15 protein-coding genes are annotated in these 15,782 nt (G+C 64.4%); 13 read left to right on the top strand and 2 right to left on the bottom strand.

Annotation, left to right across the window (positions count from 1 at the left end; genetic code table 11):
• Positions 1–236 precede the first annotated feature (236 nt).
• The 4 genes from BerOc1_RS12285 (at position 237) to BerOc1_RS12270 (ending at position 4,269) form a co-directional block, all read left to right on the top strand.
• Positions 237–2,624, top strand: a complete 2,388-nt coding sequence (locus BerOc1_RS12285) for an intermembrane phospholipid transport protein YdbH family protein (RefSeq protein ID WP_129586532.1) — start codon at positions 237–239, stop codon at positions 2,622–2,624.
• Between the two features lie 12 nt (positions 2,625–2,636).
• A complete protein-coding gene (locus BerOc1_RS12280) occupies positions 2,637–2,846 on the top strand; it encodes a YnbE family lipoprotein (protein WP_071545972.1) in 210 nt (69 codons plus the stop codon).
• Complete coding sequence (locus BerOc1_RS12275; protein ID WP_071545971.1) at positions 2,836–3,198, top strand: YdbL family probable chaperone protein; 363 nt, start codon at positions 2,836–2,838, stop codon at positions 3,196–3,198. Before BerOc1_RS12280 ends, BerOc1_RS12275 begins: the two co-directional genes overlap by 11 nt.
• Before the next feature lie 162 nt (positions 3,199–3,360).
• Positions 3,361–4,269 carry an RluA family pseudouridine synthase gene (locus BerOc1_RS12270; protein WP_071545970.1) on the top strand — a complete coding sequence of 303 codons (909 nt, stop codon included), beginning with the start codon at positions 3,361–3,363 and terminating at the stop codon, positions 4,267–4,269.
• A gap of 5 nt (positions 4,270–4,274) precedes the next feature.
• On the opposite strand, the gene BerOc1_RS12265 is transcribed toward BerOc1_RS12270, so the two are convergent.
• On the bottom strand, positions 4,275–4,811 hold the full coding sequence (locus BerOc1_RS12265) for a hypothetical protein (RefSeq protein ID WP_071545969.1): 537 nt from the start codon (positions 4,809–4,811) through the stop codon (positions 4,275–4,277).
• A gap of 8 nt (positions 4,812–4,819) precedes the next feature.
• On the bottom strand, positions 4,820–5,242 hold the full coding sequence (locus tag BerOc1_RS19140; protein ID WP_071545968.1) for a hypothetical protein: 423 nt from the start codon (positions 5,240–5,242) through the stop codon (positions 4,820–4,822).
• 136 nt (positions 5,243–5,378) lie between these two features.
• Between BerOc1_RS19140 and BerOc1_RS12255 the strand changes: the two genes are divergently transcribed.
• The 9 genes from BerOc1_RS12255 to porA all read left to right on the top strand — a co-directional run bounded on the left by BerOc1_RS12255 (position 5,379) and on the right by porA (position 15,777).
• The gene (locus tag BerOc1_RS12255; protein WP_071545967.1) at positions 5,379–5,939 is read left to right on the top strand and encodes a BON domain-containing protein; all 561 of its coding nucleotides are present in this window, start codon (positions 5,379–5,381) and stop codon (positions 5,937–5,939) included.
• 9 nt (positions 5,940–5,948) lie between these two features.
• Positions 5,949–6,458 carry a C40 family peptidase gene (locus tag BerOc1_RS12250; RefSeq protein WP_071545966.1) on the top strand — a complete coding sequence of 170 codons (510 nt, stop codon included), beginning with the start codon at positions 5,949–5,951 and terminating at the stop codon, positions 6,456–6,458.
• A 466-nt stretch (positions 6,459–6,924) separates the two neighbouring features.
• Positions 6,925–7,530 carry a 4Fe-4S binding protein gene (locus BerOc1_RS12245; protein ID WP_071545965.1) on the top strand — a complete coding sequence of 202 codons (606 nt, stop codon included), beginning with the start codon at positions 6,925–6,927 and terminating at the stop codon, positions 7,528–7,530.
• A gap of 4 nt (positions 7,531–7,534) precedes the next feature.
• The gene (locus BerOc1_RS12240; RefSeq protein ID WP_071545964.1) at positions 7,535–8,977 is read left to right on the top strand and encodes a hypothetical protein; all 1,443 of its coding nucleotides are present in this window, start codon (positions 7,535–7,537) and stop codon (positions 8,975–8,977) included.
• Between the two features lie 15 nt (positions 8,978–8,992).
• Positions 8,993–10,768 carry a molybdopterin-binding protein gene (locus tag BerOc1_RS18695; RefSeq protein WP_084641468.1) on the top strand — a complete coding sequence of 592 codons (1,776 nt, stop codon included), beginning with the start codon at positions 8,993–8,995 and terminating at the stop codon, positions 10,766–10,768.
• 796 nt (positions 10,769–11,564) lie between these two features.
• Complete coding sequence (locus tag BerOc1_RS12220; protein WP_071545963.1) at positions 11,565–12,986, top strand: acetate--CoA ligase family protein; 1,422 nt, start codon at positions 11,565–11,567, stop codon at positions 12,984–12,986.
• Between the two features lie 11 nt (positions 12,987–12,997).
• Positions 12,998–13,687 (top strand): acetate--CoA ligase family protein, encoded by a 690-nt coding sequence (locus tag BerOc1_RS12215; protein ID WP_071545962.1) that lies wholly within the window; start codon positions 12,998–13,000, stop codon positions 13,685–13,687.
• Between the two features lie 27 nt (positions 13,688–13,714).
• Positions 13,715–14,605, top strand: coding sequence for a 2-oxoacid:acceptor oxidoreductase family protein (locus BerOc1_RS12210; RefSeq protein WP_071545961.1), 891 nt, complete (start codon positions 13,715–13,717; stop codon positions 14,603–14,605).
• The gene (gene porA, locus BerOc1_RS12205) at positions 14,602–15,777 is read left to right on the top strand and encodes a hypothetical protein (RefSeq protein WP_071545960.1); all 1,176 of its coding nucleotides are present in this window, start codon (positions 14,602–14,604) and stop codon (positions 15,775–15,777) included. Before BerOc1_RS12210 ends, porA begins: the two co-directional genes overlap by 4 nt.
• Positions 15,778–15,782 lie beyond the last annotated feature (5 nt).

The following is a 15,782-nucleotide window of genomic DNA, read 5'->3' as shown; positions in this document are numbered from 1 at the left end:
CCACTCTCGAAAGCCTTGTGCCAGCGCGATAAAAGAGCCGCTGTCGGCTGCTGAAGCACCCGATTCGCTCCAAGAAGAATCAAGAATGAAGGCCTCCGGACTCATCGCGAAGTCGGAGGTCTTCTTGTTGCGTTCCCACCACGCGAAGCGTCCATATAAAGTTTAGGAAAGGATGGGGATGGGGGGCCGGGGGCAATGCCTTGCCAATGGGGGACCGGGGCTTGTATGGGTAATGCATGGCGAAATCCCATGGCAAAACAATCCTGAAATGGACCGTGTTGGTCGCGCCGTGGCTGCTGGCGGCGGTCTTGGCCGCGGGCTGGTGGCTGACGGTCTGGACGCCGGGGTATCTGGAGCGGCTGGTGCCGAGGCTGGCGGCGGACATGGGGCTGCGCCTGACCGAGTTTCATGTGCGCAGCGCCGGGTTGTTTTCGGCGGACATCGGGCCGGTGCGGCTGGGGGACGGGGCGGACGCGCTGACGCTGGCCAACGTGCACGTCAGCTACACCCCGGCCTCGCTCAGGGCCGGGCGGGTCGACGCGGTCCGGCTGGACGGGCTGCATCTGGCCTGCTCCTATGACGGCGAACGGTTCCGGCTGCCGGTGCTGGACATGCTGCCCGCGTCCGGGGGCGGCGAAGGAACGGCGGAAGGCTCAACCGTTCCGATGCCGCCGCTGAGCAGACTGACCCTGCGCGGCGCGGTCCTGGACTGCGAGATCATGGGCCGGACCGTGTCCGTGCCCGTCAATGCCGAGATCTCGCCGGGCGAGGCCGTGTCGTTCATAGCCGAACTGACACCGCGCGACCAGATTGTGCGCGTTGAGGGGACCCTGAGCCCGACCCTGGACGATCTGTCGTTCACGGTCACGGCGGACGCGCTCAGGGTGGGCGCGTTCAGCGACTTCCTGCCCGTGCCGCTGGAGGGGACCGCCGCCGTGGCGGCCACCGGCAAGGTGAACCTGGCCGATCCGGCGAACGCAATGGCCGATTTTTCCCTGGCCCTGTCCGGATGCGATCTGCGCGCCCTGGGCGTGGAGCTGGCCGAGGGCGCGGTCGTCGGGATCAAAGGGCGGTTCGAGGAACGGGAAATCCGCTTCTCCATGGACCGCGTGGAGTTGGCCGAGCCGTATCCGGCCTCATTGGATATTCCGGCGGGCAGACTCGGCGGAAACGAATTGTCCGCGCAGTTCTCGGTGGCCGGGGCCGGAGTGGAGATGGGCGGCCGATTCGACGCCGCGCGCAGGGAGGACGGCGGCCTGTGGGACGTGTCCTTCACTGCGGCCAACCCGGACAAATTGACGGTCAGGGCGGCGGGCCGGACCCTCCGGCTCAACGGCTTCATCTTTTCCCTGCACGGCACGGCAAACGCGGAATCGGCGGACGTGGTCCTGAACTGCGGCACCCGGGGGACGGGGCTGGCGGGCAGCGGTTTTTCCTCGGGGCCCATGCGGCTGACCCTGCCGCTCCAATGGCCCGCGCCCAAGGCGAACCGGCAAGGGGACATACGTGTATCCGGGCTCAGGCTGGACCAGCGCAAGCTCGGCAACGTCCGGGCCCGGGTGCGCCAGGAGGGCACGGACCTGGCCTTTGGCGGGACCCTGCATACCGAATTGCTGCCCGGCCTGCGGGTGCCCTTTTCCGGGCGGTCCTCCATGGTCCGCAACGAGTCGGACGTGTCCTTCAAGGTGGCCGGTTACGCCCTGCCCGAGGGATTCGACCCGGCCACGCTCGCGCCCGCGCTCAAGGGCGTGGGGCTTACCGGCACGCTGCGCGCGGACGGCGGCGTCACGGTGGACGAGCGCGGCGTGAACAGCCGGTTGGGGGTCTTCCTGACCCATGGCAGGCTGACCATGAACGAGGGAAGCACGGTCGTTGACGGCATCGACCTGGCCTACTACACCCCGGACCTGCTCACCCTGCGCAGCGCCCCGGCCCAGACCCTGTCCTTCGACTCGCTGACGGCGGGCGACATCGCCCTGACCAAAGGGCGGGTGGTGTACCAGCTGGAATCCATGGGCTCCATCCTGGTGGAGCAGGCCGGGTTCGACTGGTGCGGCGGGCACGTGTCCAGCCGGGCCTTCCGCATCGAGCCCGAGTCCAACGAGTACGCGGTCACCCTGTTCTGCTCCGAACTGAAACTCTCGGAGATTCTGGAGCAGCTCGGGCTGGCCAAGGCCGAGGGCGAGGCGGCGTTGTCGGGCGAGCTGCCCGTGACCTGGAAGGACGGGAAAATTTCGTTCAACAGCGGATTTTTGCACTCCACGCCGGGCGAGGGCGGAACCATCCGGGTGGAGGCCATGCAGGACCTGGTGGACTCCATCCCCGAGGGCACGCCCGAGCGCGGCCAGCTGGAACTGGCCCGGGAGGCGGTCCGGGACTTCAACTACAAATGGGTGCGCATCAAGGCGGACACCGTGGGCGAGGACCTGCTGGTGCGTCTTTCCCTGGACGGCAAGCCCGCCTCGACCCTGCCCTTCGTCTACAAGCGGGAGTTCGGCGGATTCATCCGCGTGACCGGCGACGTCAAGGGCTCCAACTTCCAGGGGCTGCGCCTGGACGTGAATTTCAGCGTACCGCTGGACCGGATTTTGCTGTATAAAGACATCACACGCATGATCGAATAGGGAGAACATGCCATGAAACATTGTTTAGCCGCGACAGCCTGCCTCCTGCTGCTCTTCGCCTCGGGCTGTTCCACCAGCCACAGGGTGGAGGTGGCCCCGGTGGAGGTCAAGCCCATCCACATCACCATCGACGTGAACGTCCGGGTAGACCGGGCACTGGACGATTTCTTCTCCGACGTCGACGAAGCTCCAGCCGCACCGGAGGCGACCAATGCGCAATAAGACACGACTCGTCCTCATATTCACCCTTGTCCTCGGGCTGACGGCGAGCGCCGCCCTGGCCGAATCCCTCAAGGACCGGTTCATCGCCCGCAAGCCCGCCGTGGCCGCGCTGCTGGCCGACGGCACCGTGGGCGAGAACAACCAGGGCTTCCTCGAATTCCGGGGAGCGAAGAAACAGGCCGACGTGGTGGCCGCCGAGAACAAGGACCGGGCCACGGTCTACGCGGCCATCGCCAAGAAGGCCAACACCACCCCGGCCCTGGTGGGCCAGCGCCGCGCGTCCAAGGTGGCCCAGCAGGCCCAGCCCGGCACCTGGCTGCAAAACCCCGACGGCACCTGGTACAAAAAATAACCATCCCAAAGACACTCCGCCCCCCCTTCCCTTCGCGAAGCGACCCAAAAAGTTTAGGAAGAGAGTGGGGATGGGGGGTCCGGGGGAAGGGGAGAGGGAAACCCTTTTCTCAAAGGGTTTCCCTCTCCCCTTCCCCCGGCCGCCGGAGGCTCCTCCACCACCATGCCGGAAACACAATTCGTTATCGTCACGCGGGCCGAGTCAGGCCAGAAGCTGTTGCAGTTCCTGGAACGGCGGCTGACCGGCGACGTGCCGCGCTCGGCCATCCAGAAATGGATCCGCACGGGCCAGGTGCGCGTGGACAAGGGCCGCAAGAAGCCTTTTGACCGCATCGAGGCCGGGCAGACCGTGCGCATTCCGCCGTACACGCCGGGCGAGGGCAAACAGGTGTCGGAAGCGGGCGGCCTGAAGGTGGCCTATGAGGACGCGGATTTGCTGGCCGTGGCCAAGCCCGCCGGACTGGCGGCCCACGGCGGCGACGGGGTGACCGACTCGGTCACGGCGCGGCTGCGGGCCCTGTACCGCGACGCCGCGTTCATGCCCACCCTGGCCCACCGCCTGGACCGCGACACCTCGGGGCTGCTCCTGGCGGCCAAGAGCTACGAGGCCCTGCGCGAACTCAACGATCTCTTCGCGTCCAACGGCGTGGCCAAGGTCTACCTGGCCTGGGTCGAGGGACGGTGGGACGAACCGGACGGCGCCCTGCTGGAAGACGTCATGAAGAAACGCGGCGCGCCGGGCCATGAAAAGGTCCGCACCGGGTCGGGCAAGACGGCGCTGGCGCGGGTCAGTGCGCTGACAGTGGGCCGGGAACGGTCGCTGCTGGCCGTGCGCCTGCTCACCGGCCGCACCCACCAGATCCGAGTGCAACTGGCCTCGCGCGGGCACCCGGTGGCCGGAGACAGAAAGTATGGCGAGGACGGGCAGCGCGCGTCGCGCACGAACATGCGCCTGCACTGCTACGCACTGCGCGCCGGGGAACGGACCATCAGCCTGAAACCGGCCTGGACCGGCGGCTGGGAGGTTGACCGGGAGGCATTGCGGGAGGCGTTGGGCCTGCTCTTCGACTGAGGCGGCTACCAGTCGACGGAGATTTCCCGTTCGGCCCGGCGGTCGAACTCGGCCACCTCGTCGAGGTGGGCGGCCATGTACTCGTCGTTGTCCACCAAACCATCGCACTCGCCGTCGGAGCGCGGGCCGAACTTGACGGCGGCCACCACGTCGCTGTCCAGGGAGACCACGTAGGCCCGGACCAGCTGGCACAGGCGCGGCAGCCAGGAGGTCTGCGGCGGATACGCCTTGATCCCGGTCTTCGGAGCCTCGATGGTCCTGCCGATGAGGTCCTCGAACCGGGCGCGGTCCATGCTGGAGACCAGGACCGAGGTGCCGTCTTCGGCGCGGTAGAGCCAGCCCTCGACGGTCGCGCCCATGAAGTCGCGGCGCACGTGCTTGTCGAACTCCAGGCCGGGGCTCAGCGTCACGGTCACGGCGTTGCCGGTGTCGGCCCGGGCAAAGGCGACCACGTTGCCCCTGCGCTCCTCGGTCAGCGGGCCCCTGGCGGCGCAGGCGGCCAGAAGGAGGATAAACGGGATGAGCAAAAGCAGGCGTTTCATGTCTCCTCCTATTTCCAGCCGATGACGTCGTAGCCCTTTTCGCGCAGGCACCGCTCGACGAAATTCTTGTGGATGGCCGCCGGGTCGCCGGACTTGAAGCCCTCGTTGACCGCGCTTCCGGCAGCGGCGGCCCCGCCCGCTGCGGCGGCGGACCGGCCCACGCCGTTGCCCATGATCGCCCCGAAGACCGCCCCGGCGGCAGCGCCCACGGCTCCGGACTTGGCCACGTTTCCGGCGGCCGCGCCCGCGTCCCTGGCGTTGGCCCCGGCGGCCTCGGCCTTCATGACGCAGTCGTCGATGTCGGCCTGGGCCACCTGCATGCCCACCTTGTCCAGATGCGCGTTGGGATAGAGCACGGGCCGCTTGGGGCCGCACCCGGCCAGGAGCAGGCCGGCCAGAAAAAGCATGGGAATGTACCGGATTCGTTGCATCGCGCCACCTCCAATGGCAGTATGGCGAGTATGCGGAAATAGGCGCACCCGGTCAATGGGCACGGGCCGCCGTGGTTGCCACCACAGCGCAAAATCGGTATATAGAGATACTCTAGAAAAACTCAGGGGGAGCTTCATGCACCATAAAAAACTTATATTTTCCATCCTTACACTCCTGGCGGTGGGCCTGTTCGCCAACGGCTGCACGGTCTACGACGTGGCCGTTGAGGAGCGCAACGTGGGCGAATACGCCAGCGACGAAAAGATCGCCTTCCTCATCGAGAAGGACTTTCTGGCCGACGACCTGGTCAAGTACATGGACTTCGACGCGTCCAGCTACGAGGGGCTGGTCTACATCGTGGGCGAGTACGAGTCCCGCGCCCAGGTGGACCGGGCCGTCCAGATCGCCAAGGCCGTGGACGGCGTGCGCTCGGTGACCACCTACCTGCTGCCCAAGAAGGCCGACGACACGTGCGGCACCACGGACAACCTGGAGCTCTACGCCAAGGTCAAGAACCTGCTCGTGCAGGACAAGGACATCTGGTCCACCAACGTGGAGATCAAGACCGTGCAGTGCAACGTGGTCCTGCTGGGCATCGTCGGCTCCTCGGCCGAACGGGACAAGATCATCCGTCACGCCAAGTCCGTTTCCGGCGCGCGTTCGGTCAAGTCCTTCCTGCGGATCAAACGCGGCTAGAAGGCGACCATGCGGCACCGGACAAGCGGACGACTCCCCGCGCTCGGGCTCGCGGCCTGCGCGCTCCTGCTCTGCGCCTGCGCCGCGACCTCGCCGGTCCAGCCGCCACCGCCCGAAATCTCGGCCCGGCCCGCGCCCGCCGCGCCCAAGGCCGTCAAGGTCATCCGGCTGGCCCGCTCGCTCGTCGGCACCCCGTACAAGTGGGGCGGCTACTCGCCCAAAACCGGCTTCGACTGCTCCGGATTCATCTGGTACGTCTACCACCAAAACGGGGTGGACCTGCCGCGCCTCTCCTGGCAACAACTCGGCTCGGGCCGCCCGGTCCAGCGCGCAGACATCCGGCCCGGCGACCTGGTCTTCCATCAGGTGGACAAGAACGGCAAATCACTGCACGTGGGCATCGTCACCGAACGCGGCACCTTCGTGCACTCCCCCAGTTCCGGCAGCCGGGTCATGGAATCGAGCCTCAACTCGCCCTTCTGGGAAGAGCACTATCTGAGCGCGCGCCGCGTGCTCTAGCGCCTTTTCCTTTCCCTCGCCCCCGCCGCTGCTCCAGGCACGGAAAACCGTCGCCGGAAGCGGCCTTTGTCACGGCCAAACGCCGCCTTGTCCATAAGACCTACGGAAAGGTTTGCCAAATGGCCGCATGGGGAGAGGCTCGCTTTTATAATAGGTAATGAACCGTTCCCCCGGCTTTCGCTCTCTCCCCGCCTTCCCGCCGCCCCCCCCGAACCGCTTGGAAAGAGACGGGGAAAGGGCTCGGCCACCCCCCATACTCGCCGCTCCCGCCCGAACCGCAACCGCCCGGGAAGCGGCTCACCGTGCCGCCTATATGCGCCACGCTATCTCGCATTCAAGGCAATTATCCGCCCTTCTGTTATTGACACAAACAAGGCGTTTCCGTATGATGGAAAACAGTTCTATAATGCTGAAAACTTACGTCAGACACCGATTGTGTATATTTGAAAACAATTGTGAGGTAGTGATGAAAACGGTAACCATGCGAGCCGAAATCAACCAGGACACCTGCATCGGCTGCGGCATCTGCAGCAAGGTATGTCCGACTCTGGCCGTGACCGTGGAAGAGCGCAAGGCCGAGGTGAACCCCGACCGTTGCCTGGCCTGCGGCAACTGCCACCAGCGGTGTCCCGTGGAAGCGGTGACGCTCGTCCGTCTCAAGGAGCCCTTTACGGTCGGCACGGTCGTTCGGGACGAAGACCGGGAAAAAGTGGAGGAGATCTGCATCAAGGCGGGCTTCAACCCGAGCCAGATCGTCTGCTACTGTACGGCCACCCGCGCCGAGGAAGTGGCCGCCGCCATCATCCAGGGCGCGAACACCCCGGAGGAGATCTCCTTCCGCACCGGGCTGAGGATGGGCTGTTCCGTCGAGTGCATTCAGCCGGCGCTCCGCCTCCTCGATGCCGCGGGCATCGTGCCTACCCCGCCCGAAGGCGGCTGGCAGTGGTACGGCAAGACCGCGACCCTCCAGGATATCCCCGAAGACATCAAAAAGAAATACAACCATCGCGGCTTCTATTTCGACAGCGACCTCGCGCTGTTCACCGAAGTCGCCGAGTCCAAAAGGAGATAGCGCCATGTCCCGCGCCCCTATAATCCCGGCCCCTCCCCGTCTCTCCCAGTACGGCGTCGCCCCGGAGTACGTCGTCAAACGCGCCGCCGAGCTCCCGGACATGACCTCCGTCATGCTCACGGACCTGTTCCCGGACTCCCCTTCGGTCATCTATCCCGGCCCCAGAGGGATCAGCGCCATCCGTGAAGAGACGATCGCCTCGCTCAAGAACGTCAACATGGACATGATCAAGCCGGACCACTCGGTGAACATCTGCGCCTCCCACCACGGATTCACCATTCTCGGCGGCGAACCGTACGCCGAGATGCTCAAGGCCCTGCGCGACGAGATCGAAGCCCGCACCGGCTGCACCAACATCCGCCTGCGCGCCGGCGTCGGCCTGCGCTTCCGCGAGACCGAGGAATACATCAAGTCCTTCGGCCTCGATAAGCACTTCGGCAAGGGCAAGACCCGCGGCATGGCCCCCATCGACGAAGGCGTGCCCATCGAGACCGAAATCGGCACCCTCTACGGCCTCAAGGCCGTGTACGACGCCGACTGGGTCGTGCACGCCCACAACAGCGACGTGCGCGAGGTCCACTTCCACCGCCAGGTCGACCGGGCCGTCAAGCCCTTCGGCATGTCCTACGCGCGCATCGAAACGCGCTCCACGTACCACCAGAACCTGGGCCCCCGCGCCGCGAACTTCACCGCGCGCGCCATCTTCGCCTCGGACTTCGTGCAGTCCAAATTCGCCTTCGCGACCTTCCTGGACATGTCCCCGGTGGGCGTGGTCTCGGTGGAGGCGGACAACGACCTGTACGCGCTCAACGACCGCCTGACCATCGCGGGCTGCCGCTATTACGGCAAGATCATGACCCTGCTGGGCGAGGTGGACGAGTGCATCGCGGTGCTCGACTTCCCCTGTCCGGTTCCCTACGTCTTCGCGGCGGGCGTCATCTACGCCAACTTCGTGGGCGCCAGCACCGACCTGTTCGACCTGGACGTGCCCCTGGCGGCGTACACCTGGTACACCGAGGCCTTCTACGGCAAGAACGGACCGCTGCTGGAATCCATTCCCCCGACCAACCCGGCCATCAAGATGTGCGTGCACAACTACTCCTGGGGCGGGTATCCGAGCGCCTTCTTCAGCGAACAGATCCCGACCATCGTGGTCGGCGCCGAGCAGGCCAAGGTCATGGACGAGGACTCGCAGAACGTCGAGTACATGACCCACGGGCTCGTGGCCAAGAACCTGGACGCGGCCATGCACTTCGCCAAGCAAACCTCCGGCACCGACAAGGTCATCATCTTCGACGGCGCCGCCGGCGGCATCAACGTGAGCACGTCCCTGGCCGAGCTGCTCAAGGAACGCGCGCCGATCATCAGCGCCAAAGTCGACAACGAACTGTTGCCCAAGTGGCTGCGCCAGCGCGGCATCGACCCGGCAACCGCCCTGAACGGCTAAAACGGGAGGCGACCGATGTCCTCGGACCTGCGGGATACTATTTTCAAGAGCCTTGAGGGTGACTCGTTCACGGCGACCGTCTTCCTTTCGGGAGAAGGCGTCGTATGCGGTGTGGACTCTGCATGCGACACCCTCACGGCCCTTGACTGCACCATACTATTCGCCCGCAGGGACGGGGACATCGTCGACCCCCAATCGCCCGTTCTGGTCTTTTCCGGCTCGGCCAAGGCCGTGGCCATCGCGGAAGACACGGCCATCGGGTGCATCACCAAGACCACGGGCATCGCCCGGGCCTCGGCCCGGGCCATGGACCTGGCCAACCGGCATTCCGGCGGACGGGTCAGGGTCGTGTCCGGCGCGATCAAGAAGATACCGGGCGGAATCAAACCCATAGTTCGGCGCGCCGTGCATATGGGCGGGTGTTCGGGACGCATCGTGGACGGCCCGTTCATATACCTTGATAAGAATTACGTGAGGATGTTCGGCTCGGTCTCCGCCACCATCGACGGGGTGGCCCACATGCGGGGCTACACGCGGGTCATCCAGATACGCGGCCAGATCGAGCCGCTGGAGACCGAAACGCGCGCGGCCCTGGAAAGGGGCGTGGAGCTCCTGATGGTCGATACCGGCCACGTCGAGGATCTCGACCGGGTCTCGGCCATGGTTCGGGAGGCGGGCAAACGCGACGCCGTGACCATCGCCTTTTCGGGCAACGTGACCCACGAGGACATCCCCGAGCTCTGCTCGCACGATCTCGACATCATCGGCATGGGCCGCTCGATCATGGACGCCCCCATGGCCGATTGCTCCATGGACGTCACCCCGCGCGGGGCGGCGAAAGGGGCGGAGAAGAAGCCAGGCGACGGCATGGAACTCAACCTGCTGCAGAAGACGGAGTTGCGCATCAACGGCATCACCCTGGACTCGGCGAACCTCACGGACATCGCCACGGCCGTGGCGCAATGCCTCTCCCTGCCCGAGGACAAGGTCCTGGTCATCGACGTGCGCCCCGGGCAGCTGGCCCTCGACATCCTCGTGCCCACCATCAGGGCGGATCAATTTTTCGGCAAGGAGAAGACCTTGCTCGCCCTTCTGGCCGCCATGCCCGGCGTTTCCCTTGACCGGGACGCGTGCATGCATTCCGAAGGCATTCTCGGGGCCATCAGCCTGGACGAGGAACGCGTTCCCGAAGTCCTGGCCCGAACGTCGAGCATGGGAACGGCCCTCTCGGCCCGCAAGAAGGGCCGGGTGCGCATTTTCCCCACCGGATTCGAGCTGATAGAACGCCGGATCGAAGACACCAATACCCCGTACCTGGTGAAACTCTTTTCCCAGGCAGGGTTCATGGCGGATGCGGGCGACAGCCTGCCCGACAACAAGGATGCGCTCGCCGCGGCCATAGCCGCGGCGGCCGAAGAGTGTTCCCTGGTGGTCACCACCGGAGGAGTAGGGGCGGAAGACAAGGATTTCAGCGTGGAAGCCATCGAGAGCGTGGACCCTCTCGCGGCGACCCCGTACCTGGTACGTTTCACCCGAGGCGAAGGCCGCCACGTAAAGGACGGAATCCGCCTGGCGGTCGGCGAAAAGGACGGCTGCATCATGGTGGCCCTGCCCGGCCCGCATGACGAAGTCCGTCTTCTCGCCCCCATTCTTCTTCGAGGCATCAAGGAACGGCAGGACATCCACGTTCTTGCGGAAACGCTGGCCTCGCGCCTGCGCGGCAAGCTGCGCGGCATGCATGCGGCCCATAAACACCACCCCCAACATGCCCGCGGCGGGCACGGCTACTGATCCGCCCCGCGACGAGTCGACCAGCATGAACACCGACACCCCGACCGCAGGCCCGGCGCAACGCCGCTTCATGGCCACCGTGCGCGGTCGGGTGCGGCCGCCCTGCCGACGCCGCCGTCACATCGGGCACGGACGCAACGCCACGGCGCCGCCCTGTCGGCCGCCCGCCGCTTGAGCCCCAACCGCAACCGCGCCCTCCCTTCCGCTCCGAAGATTCCCCCTCCGCTCCCCGAACGCCACGCTACGGCATGATCCATGCCCGCCCCTTGTGAATCGGCCACGCCGCCTGTCCGTTCCCGGAATTCACGCACGGCTAATCACTTTTTTTCACAATGGTTTTTTCCAAATGTTCGTTATTATCGAATCTCTTTCTATTATTCGGAATTTTCTTGACGACCTGTTTGATTTCTACTATTCCCTCTCCTTAAGGCAGAAAGGAGAGCAGACAGTATGCTCTCCGGTCCACTTTCTACCTTGGGTTTTCACCGTAACGGCACATGTGAACAAAGGAGCAAATGGACTGAGGAAAAGAACGGCCCCGGACACCGCGCAGAACGACCCCTTCGGTTTCAGCGCCTTTCCCCCCGCCGTCCCGCTTCGGTTCATCCCAAGGACACCCGCCCTCTGACATTCGGCATCGGCTGCCGAGGTGAAGCGCTCCCCGAAACCGTGCGGTGAGGGGACATATATGAAATTGCGAGTATGCGCCGCATCCCATGCGGCGGTTCCGTCACTCGAAACGGCCTTGTCGTTTCCGTGCGAAGCGATGACGCAAGGCCCAAAAGTGGAGAACGAAATGCCTGATGCCAGCATCAATGACTTCTTTACCCCGCGTGGGGTTGCCATCATTGGGGCGTCCACCAAAAAGGGCAGTCCCAACAATCAGACTCTCAGATACGCCATCGAGATGAGCAAGACCGGCAAGGTCTTTCCCGTCCACCCCAAGGCCGAGGAGATCGAAGGAAAGAAGGCGTACACCTCTCTCCTGGAAATCCCGGACCCGGTCGACCTCGTGGTCATGGCCGTGGGCTCGAAGAGCGCCCTCCAGGTCGCCCAGGACGTGAAGACCCGCCGTGAAAGCAAGGGGGACGCGGGCGCCGTCGCCATCGTCACCGCCGGTTTCAAGGAAATGGGCACCCCGGAAGCGATCAAGCTTCAGGACGACATGATGGAGATCATGCGCTCCTGCGGCGCTCGGGTCATCGGCCCCAACTGCCAGGGGATCGCCGACTTCTATAATGGGGTGAACACCTCGTTCAGCCTGCCCCCCGTCACGCTGAAAGGCGGCCTGAGCATCGTCTCCCAGAGCGGCGCCTTCGCCACCTCGTACCTCCGTTGGGCCAAAGAGCAGAAAATGGTCGGGATGAACAAGTTCATCACCCTCGGCAACATGGCCGATGTGGATGTGACCGAAATCCTCGAATACCTGGGCAACGACGAGAAGACCAAGAGCATCGCCATGTACCTGGAAGGCACCCCCAATGCGCGCAAGCTGATGGAGGTCGCCGCCAAGGTGACGAAGAAGAAGCCCGTTTCCGTCCTGAAGGCGGGCAGAACCGCCATGGGATCGGACGTGGCGCATTCCCACACCGCGTCCATCGCCGGCGACGACGCCATCTACGACGGCGCGTTCAAGCAGGCCGGCATGCTCCGTGCCCAGTCCATCGCGGACTTCTACCATACGGGCCGCGTGTTCGACCGGATGCCCCTGCCCAAGGGGAACCGCATCTGTCTGCTCACGGTCATCGGCGGCCCCAGCACCATCTGCGTGGACGCCCTGGCCGCTGCCGGCGCGGGCAAGCTCGCCACGTTCAGCGAATCCTTCAAGGAGAAGGCGCGGGCGATTCTCGCCCCCGCGGCGAACGTCGGCGCTCCGGACGGCTATATCGACATGACCGCTTCGGTTAATCCGAAAATGCATACGGACATCATCAAGCTCATCATGGAAGAGGACGACATCGATGCGGTGCTGTTCCTCACCTCCCCCCCTGGCTTCCTGGAAGACGAGGAATTGGCCAACTCCATTATCGACGGCTACAACTCCGTCCCCGATTCCAAGAAGAAGCCCTTCCTCACCGCCCTCATGGCAGGCAACAGCGTGGCCAAATGCCGCCTCATCATGGAGGAGCACGGCATGCCCACCTTCGACATGCCCGACGAGGCCGCAAGGGTGATGAGCAATATGATCCGGTACGCCGAGTACCGGAAGAACGCCTAGGAGATTAAAGAATGAAAGGCCTTATTCAACAATGCCTGCAGGAAGGGCATAAGGTTATGCCGGAGCTCGAGGCGCAGAAACTCTGCGCCGGGCACTCCATCCCCTGCCCCCCCACGCAGGTCGCACAGGACAAGGACGAGTGCGTCGCCATCGCGCAGTCCATCGGCTACCCCGTGGTCATGAAGGTCCTGTCCCGCCAGATCGTCCACAAATCCGACGCCGGCGGCGTGATCGTCAACATCAGGAACGACGAGGAGATGGCCGCCGCCTTCACCAAGATGAACGACGCCATCAAGAAGAACTGCCCCGACGCCAAGATCGACGGCTTCGTCATCCAGAAGATGATGCCGTCCGGCATCGAGGTCGTGGTCGGCGCCCTGCGGAACTCTCAATTCGGCCCTGTCGTCATGTTCGGCATGGGCGGTATCTATATTGAAGTCTTCAAGGACGTGGAGTTCCGTCTTGCTCCCCTGAGCAAGGAGGAGGCCCTGCGCCAGATTGAGGAAACCAAGATTGCGACGGTGTTGAAAGGCGTGCGCGGGCAGGCCCCCTGCGACATCGACGCTCTTGCGGAACTTATCGTCAACGTAGGCAAACTTATCTGCGATTTCGAGGAAATCAAGGAGATCGATTTCAACCCGGTGCTGAGCTACCCGGATGGGTGCGTGGCTGTTGATGCCCGGATAGTCATCGGCGACTAGCAGAAGAAAAAAGGTAGGTAAGAGTTAATGTCAGAAATCAGATTACACGGGCGCGGTGGTCAGGGCACTGTCATGGCCGCCGAGATGCTCGCAAACGCGTTTGTACTGGAAGGGAACTACGCATCCGTATTTCCGTCCTTCGGCATCGAACGCCGCGGCTCGGCCGTCATGGCCTTCGTGCGCTACGGCGACAACCCCATCAGGGAGAAGACCAGGGTCTACCACCCGGAGATCCTCCTGGTCCTGGACCCGAGCCTGCTCGAAAAACCGGAGATCTACAAGGGCTTCACCAAGGGCGGCATCATCGTGTCCGCGGGCAAGCACCCCGAGACGATCCTGAACATGGGCGTGGAGCCTTCGGTCATCGCCATGGTCGACGGCATGGGCATCGCCCTTGAGGAGACCGGCACCAACATCACCAACGTGATCATGCTCGGCGCCTTTGCCAAGGCCACCGGCCTGGTCTCCCTGGACCACGTCCGGACCGCCGTGGAAGGCACCTTCTCCGGCAAGCTGCTGGCCAAGAACATGGTCGGCCTGCAGCGCGGCTTCGACGAGACCGTACTCCACCAGTACGACGTCGAGCGTGCCGCCGAAAAGGAAACGTACGCCTTCGAGGAAAAGATCACCTCCTGCAAGGAACCCGAGCCGATGGTCTTCGAGTCCTCCTGGTCGGATTGCACGGACAAGGTCAAGATCATCAATACCGGCGAATGGCGCTTCAAGCGGCCCATCCTGGACAAGGACGGCTGCAAGCAGTGCGGCATCTGCGCCATGTACTGTCCGATCGGCTGTATCTCCGAGCGGCCCAGCGGTTATTTCGTACCCGACTTCACCTATTGCAAAGGCTGCGGCGTCTGCGCCAACGAGTGTCCCGCCCACGCCATTGTCATGCATTTTGAGGAGGAACTGCAGTGATTAAAGTCTTAAGCGGAAACAAGGCCGCCGCGCACGGCGTGCGCCTGGCCCGGCCCGATGTCATTGCCATGTACCCCATCACTCCTCAGACGCCCCTGGCCGAGGAACTGGCCCACTTCCACGCCGTCGGCGAGATCGACAGCGAAATGATCGAGGTCGAGGGCGAGCACACCGCCATGAGCGCCATCACCGGCGCAGCGGTCGCCGGTGGACGCGTGTTCACCGCCACCTCCTCCTGGGGCCTCTCCTACATGAACGAACCGCTCATGTACTGTGCGGGCATGCGCGTCCCGGCCGTCATGGTCGACGTCACCCGCGAGACCTCGTCCATGCGCGGCGTGGGCGGCTCCCGCCAGGACATCATGACCGCCCGCGACTGCGGCTGGATCATGATCGAGCCCGAGAACAGCCAGGAAGTCCTGGACACCGTGCTCATGGCCTACCGCCTGTCCGAGGATCCGGAAGTCCTGCTCCCGGTCATGGTCGCCTACGACGGTTTCTTCCTCTCCCACCAGTACGAGCGGGTGGACGTGCCCGACCAGGCACTGGTCGACAAGTTCCTCGCCCCGGTGGCCGACCGTTCCAGAAGGACCACGCTCGAGACCGACCGCAAGCGTCACTTCTCGATCAGCCTGGCCGGTCTGGAATTCGCCTACTACCGCAAGCAGACCCTGGACGCCCTGGAGCACACCAAGGAAGTCTACGAGAAGGTGGAACAGGAATTCGAGGCCATCTTCGGCCGCAAGTACGGCATGGTGGACGAATACCGCACCGAAGACGCGGACATCGTCTTCCTGACCGCGGGCAGCTCGTCGGGCACGGTCAAGACCGTGGTGGACAGCGCCCGCGAGCGCGGCATCAAGGTCGGCTGCGTCCGCCTGCGCATGTTCCGCCCCTTCCCCAGAGAGGCCCTGGCCAAGGCTCTGGAAGGCAAGAAGGCCGTGGCCTGCATCGAGCGCAGCATCTGTCTGGGCTGGGACTGCGGCCACCTCTTCCAGGAAGCCCGCGCCGTCCTGCCGGACCTCAAGAATCCTCCCATCATGGTTGACTTTATCGATGGGCTTTCCAGTCTCGACATCACCGTGGACCACATCGGAAAGGCCCTGGCCATCACCATTGCCGCCATGAACGGCGAAAAGGTGAAAGAATGCAACTGGCTGATCTGGGAATAACGGAG

This window comes from Pseudodesulfovibrio hydrargyri (assembly GCF_001874525.1).
GTDB classification, from domain to species: Bacteria; Desulfobacterota; Desulfovibrionia; order Desulfovibrionales; family Desulfovibrionaceae; genus Pseudodesulfovibrio; species Pseudodesulfovibrio hydrargyri.
Note: the sequence above shows the minus strand (reverse complement) of the source record. Positions and strands in the feature narration are given on the sequence as shown.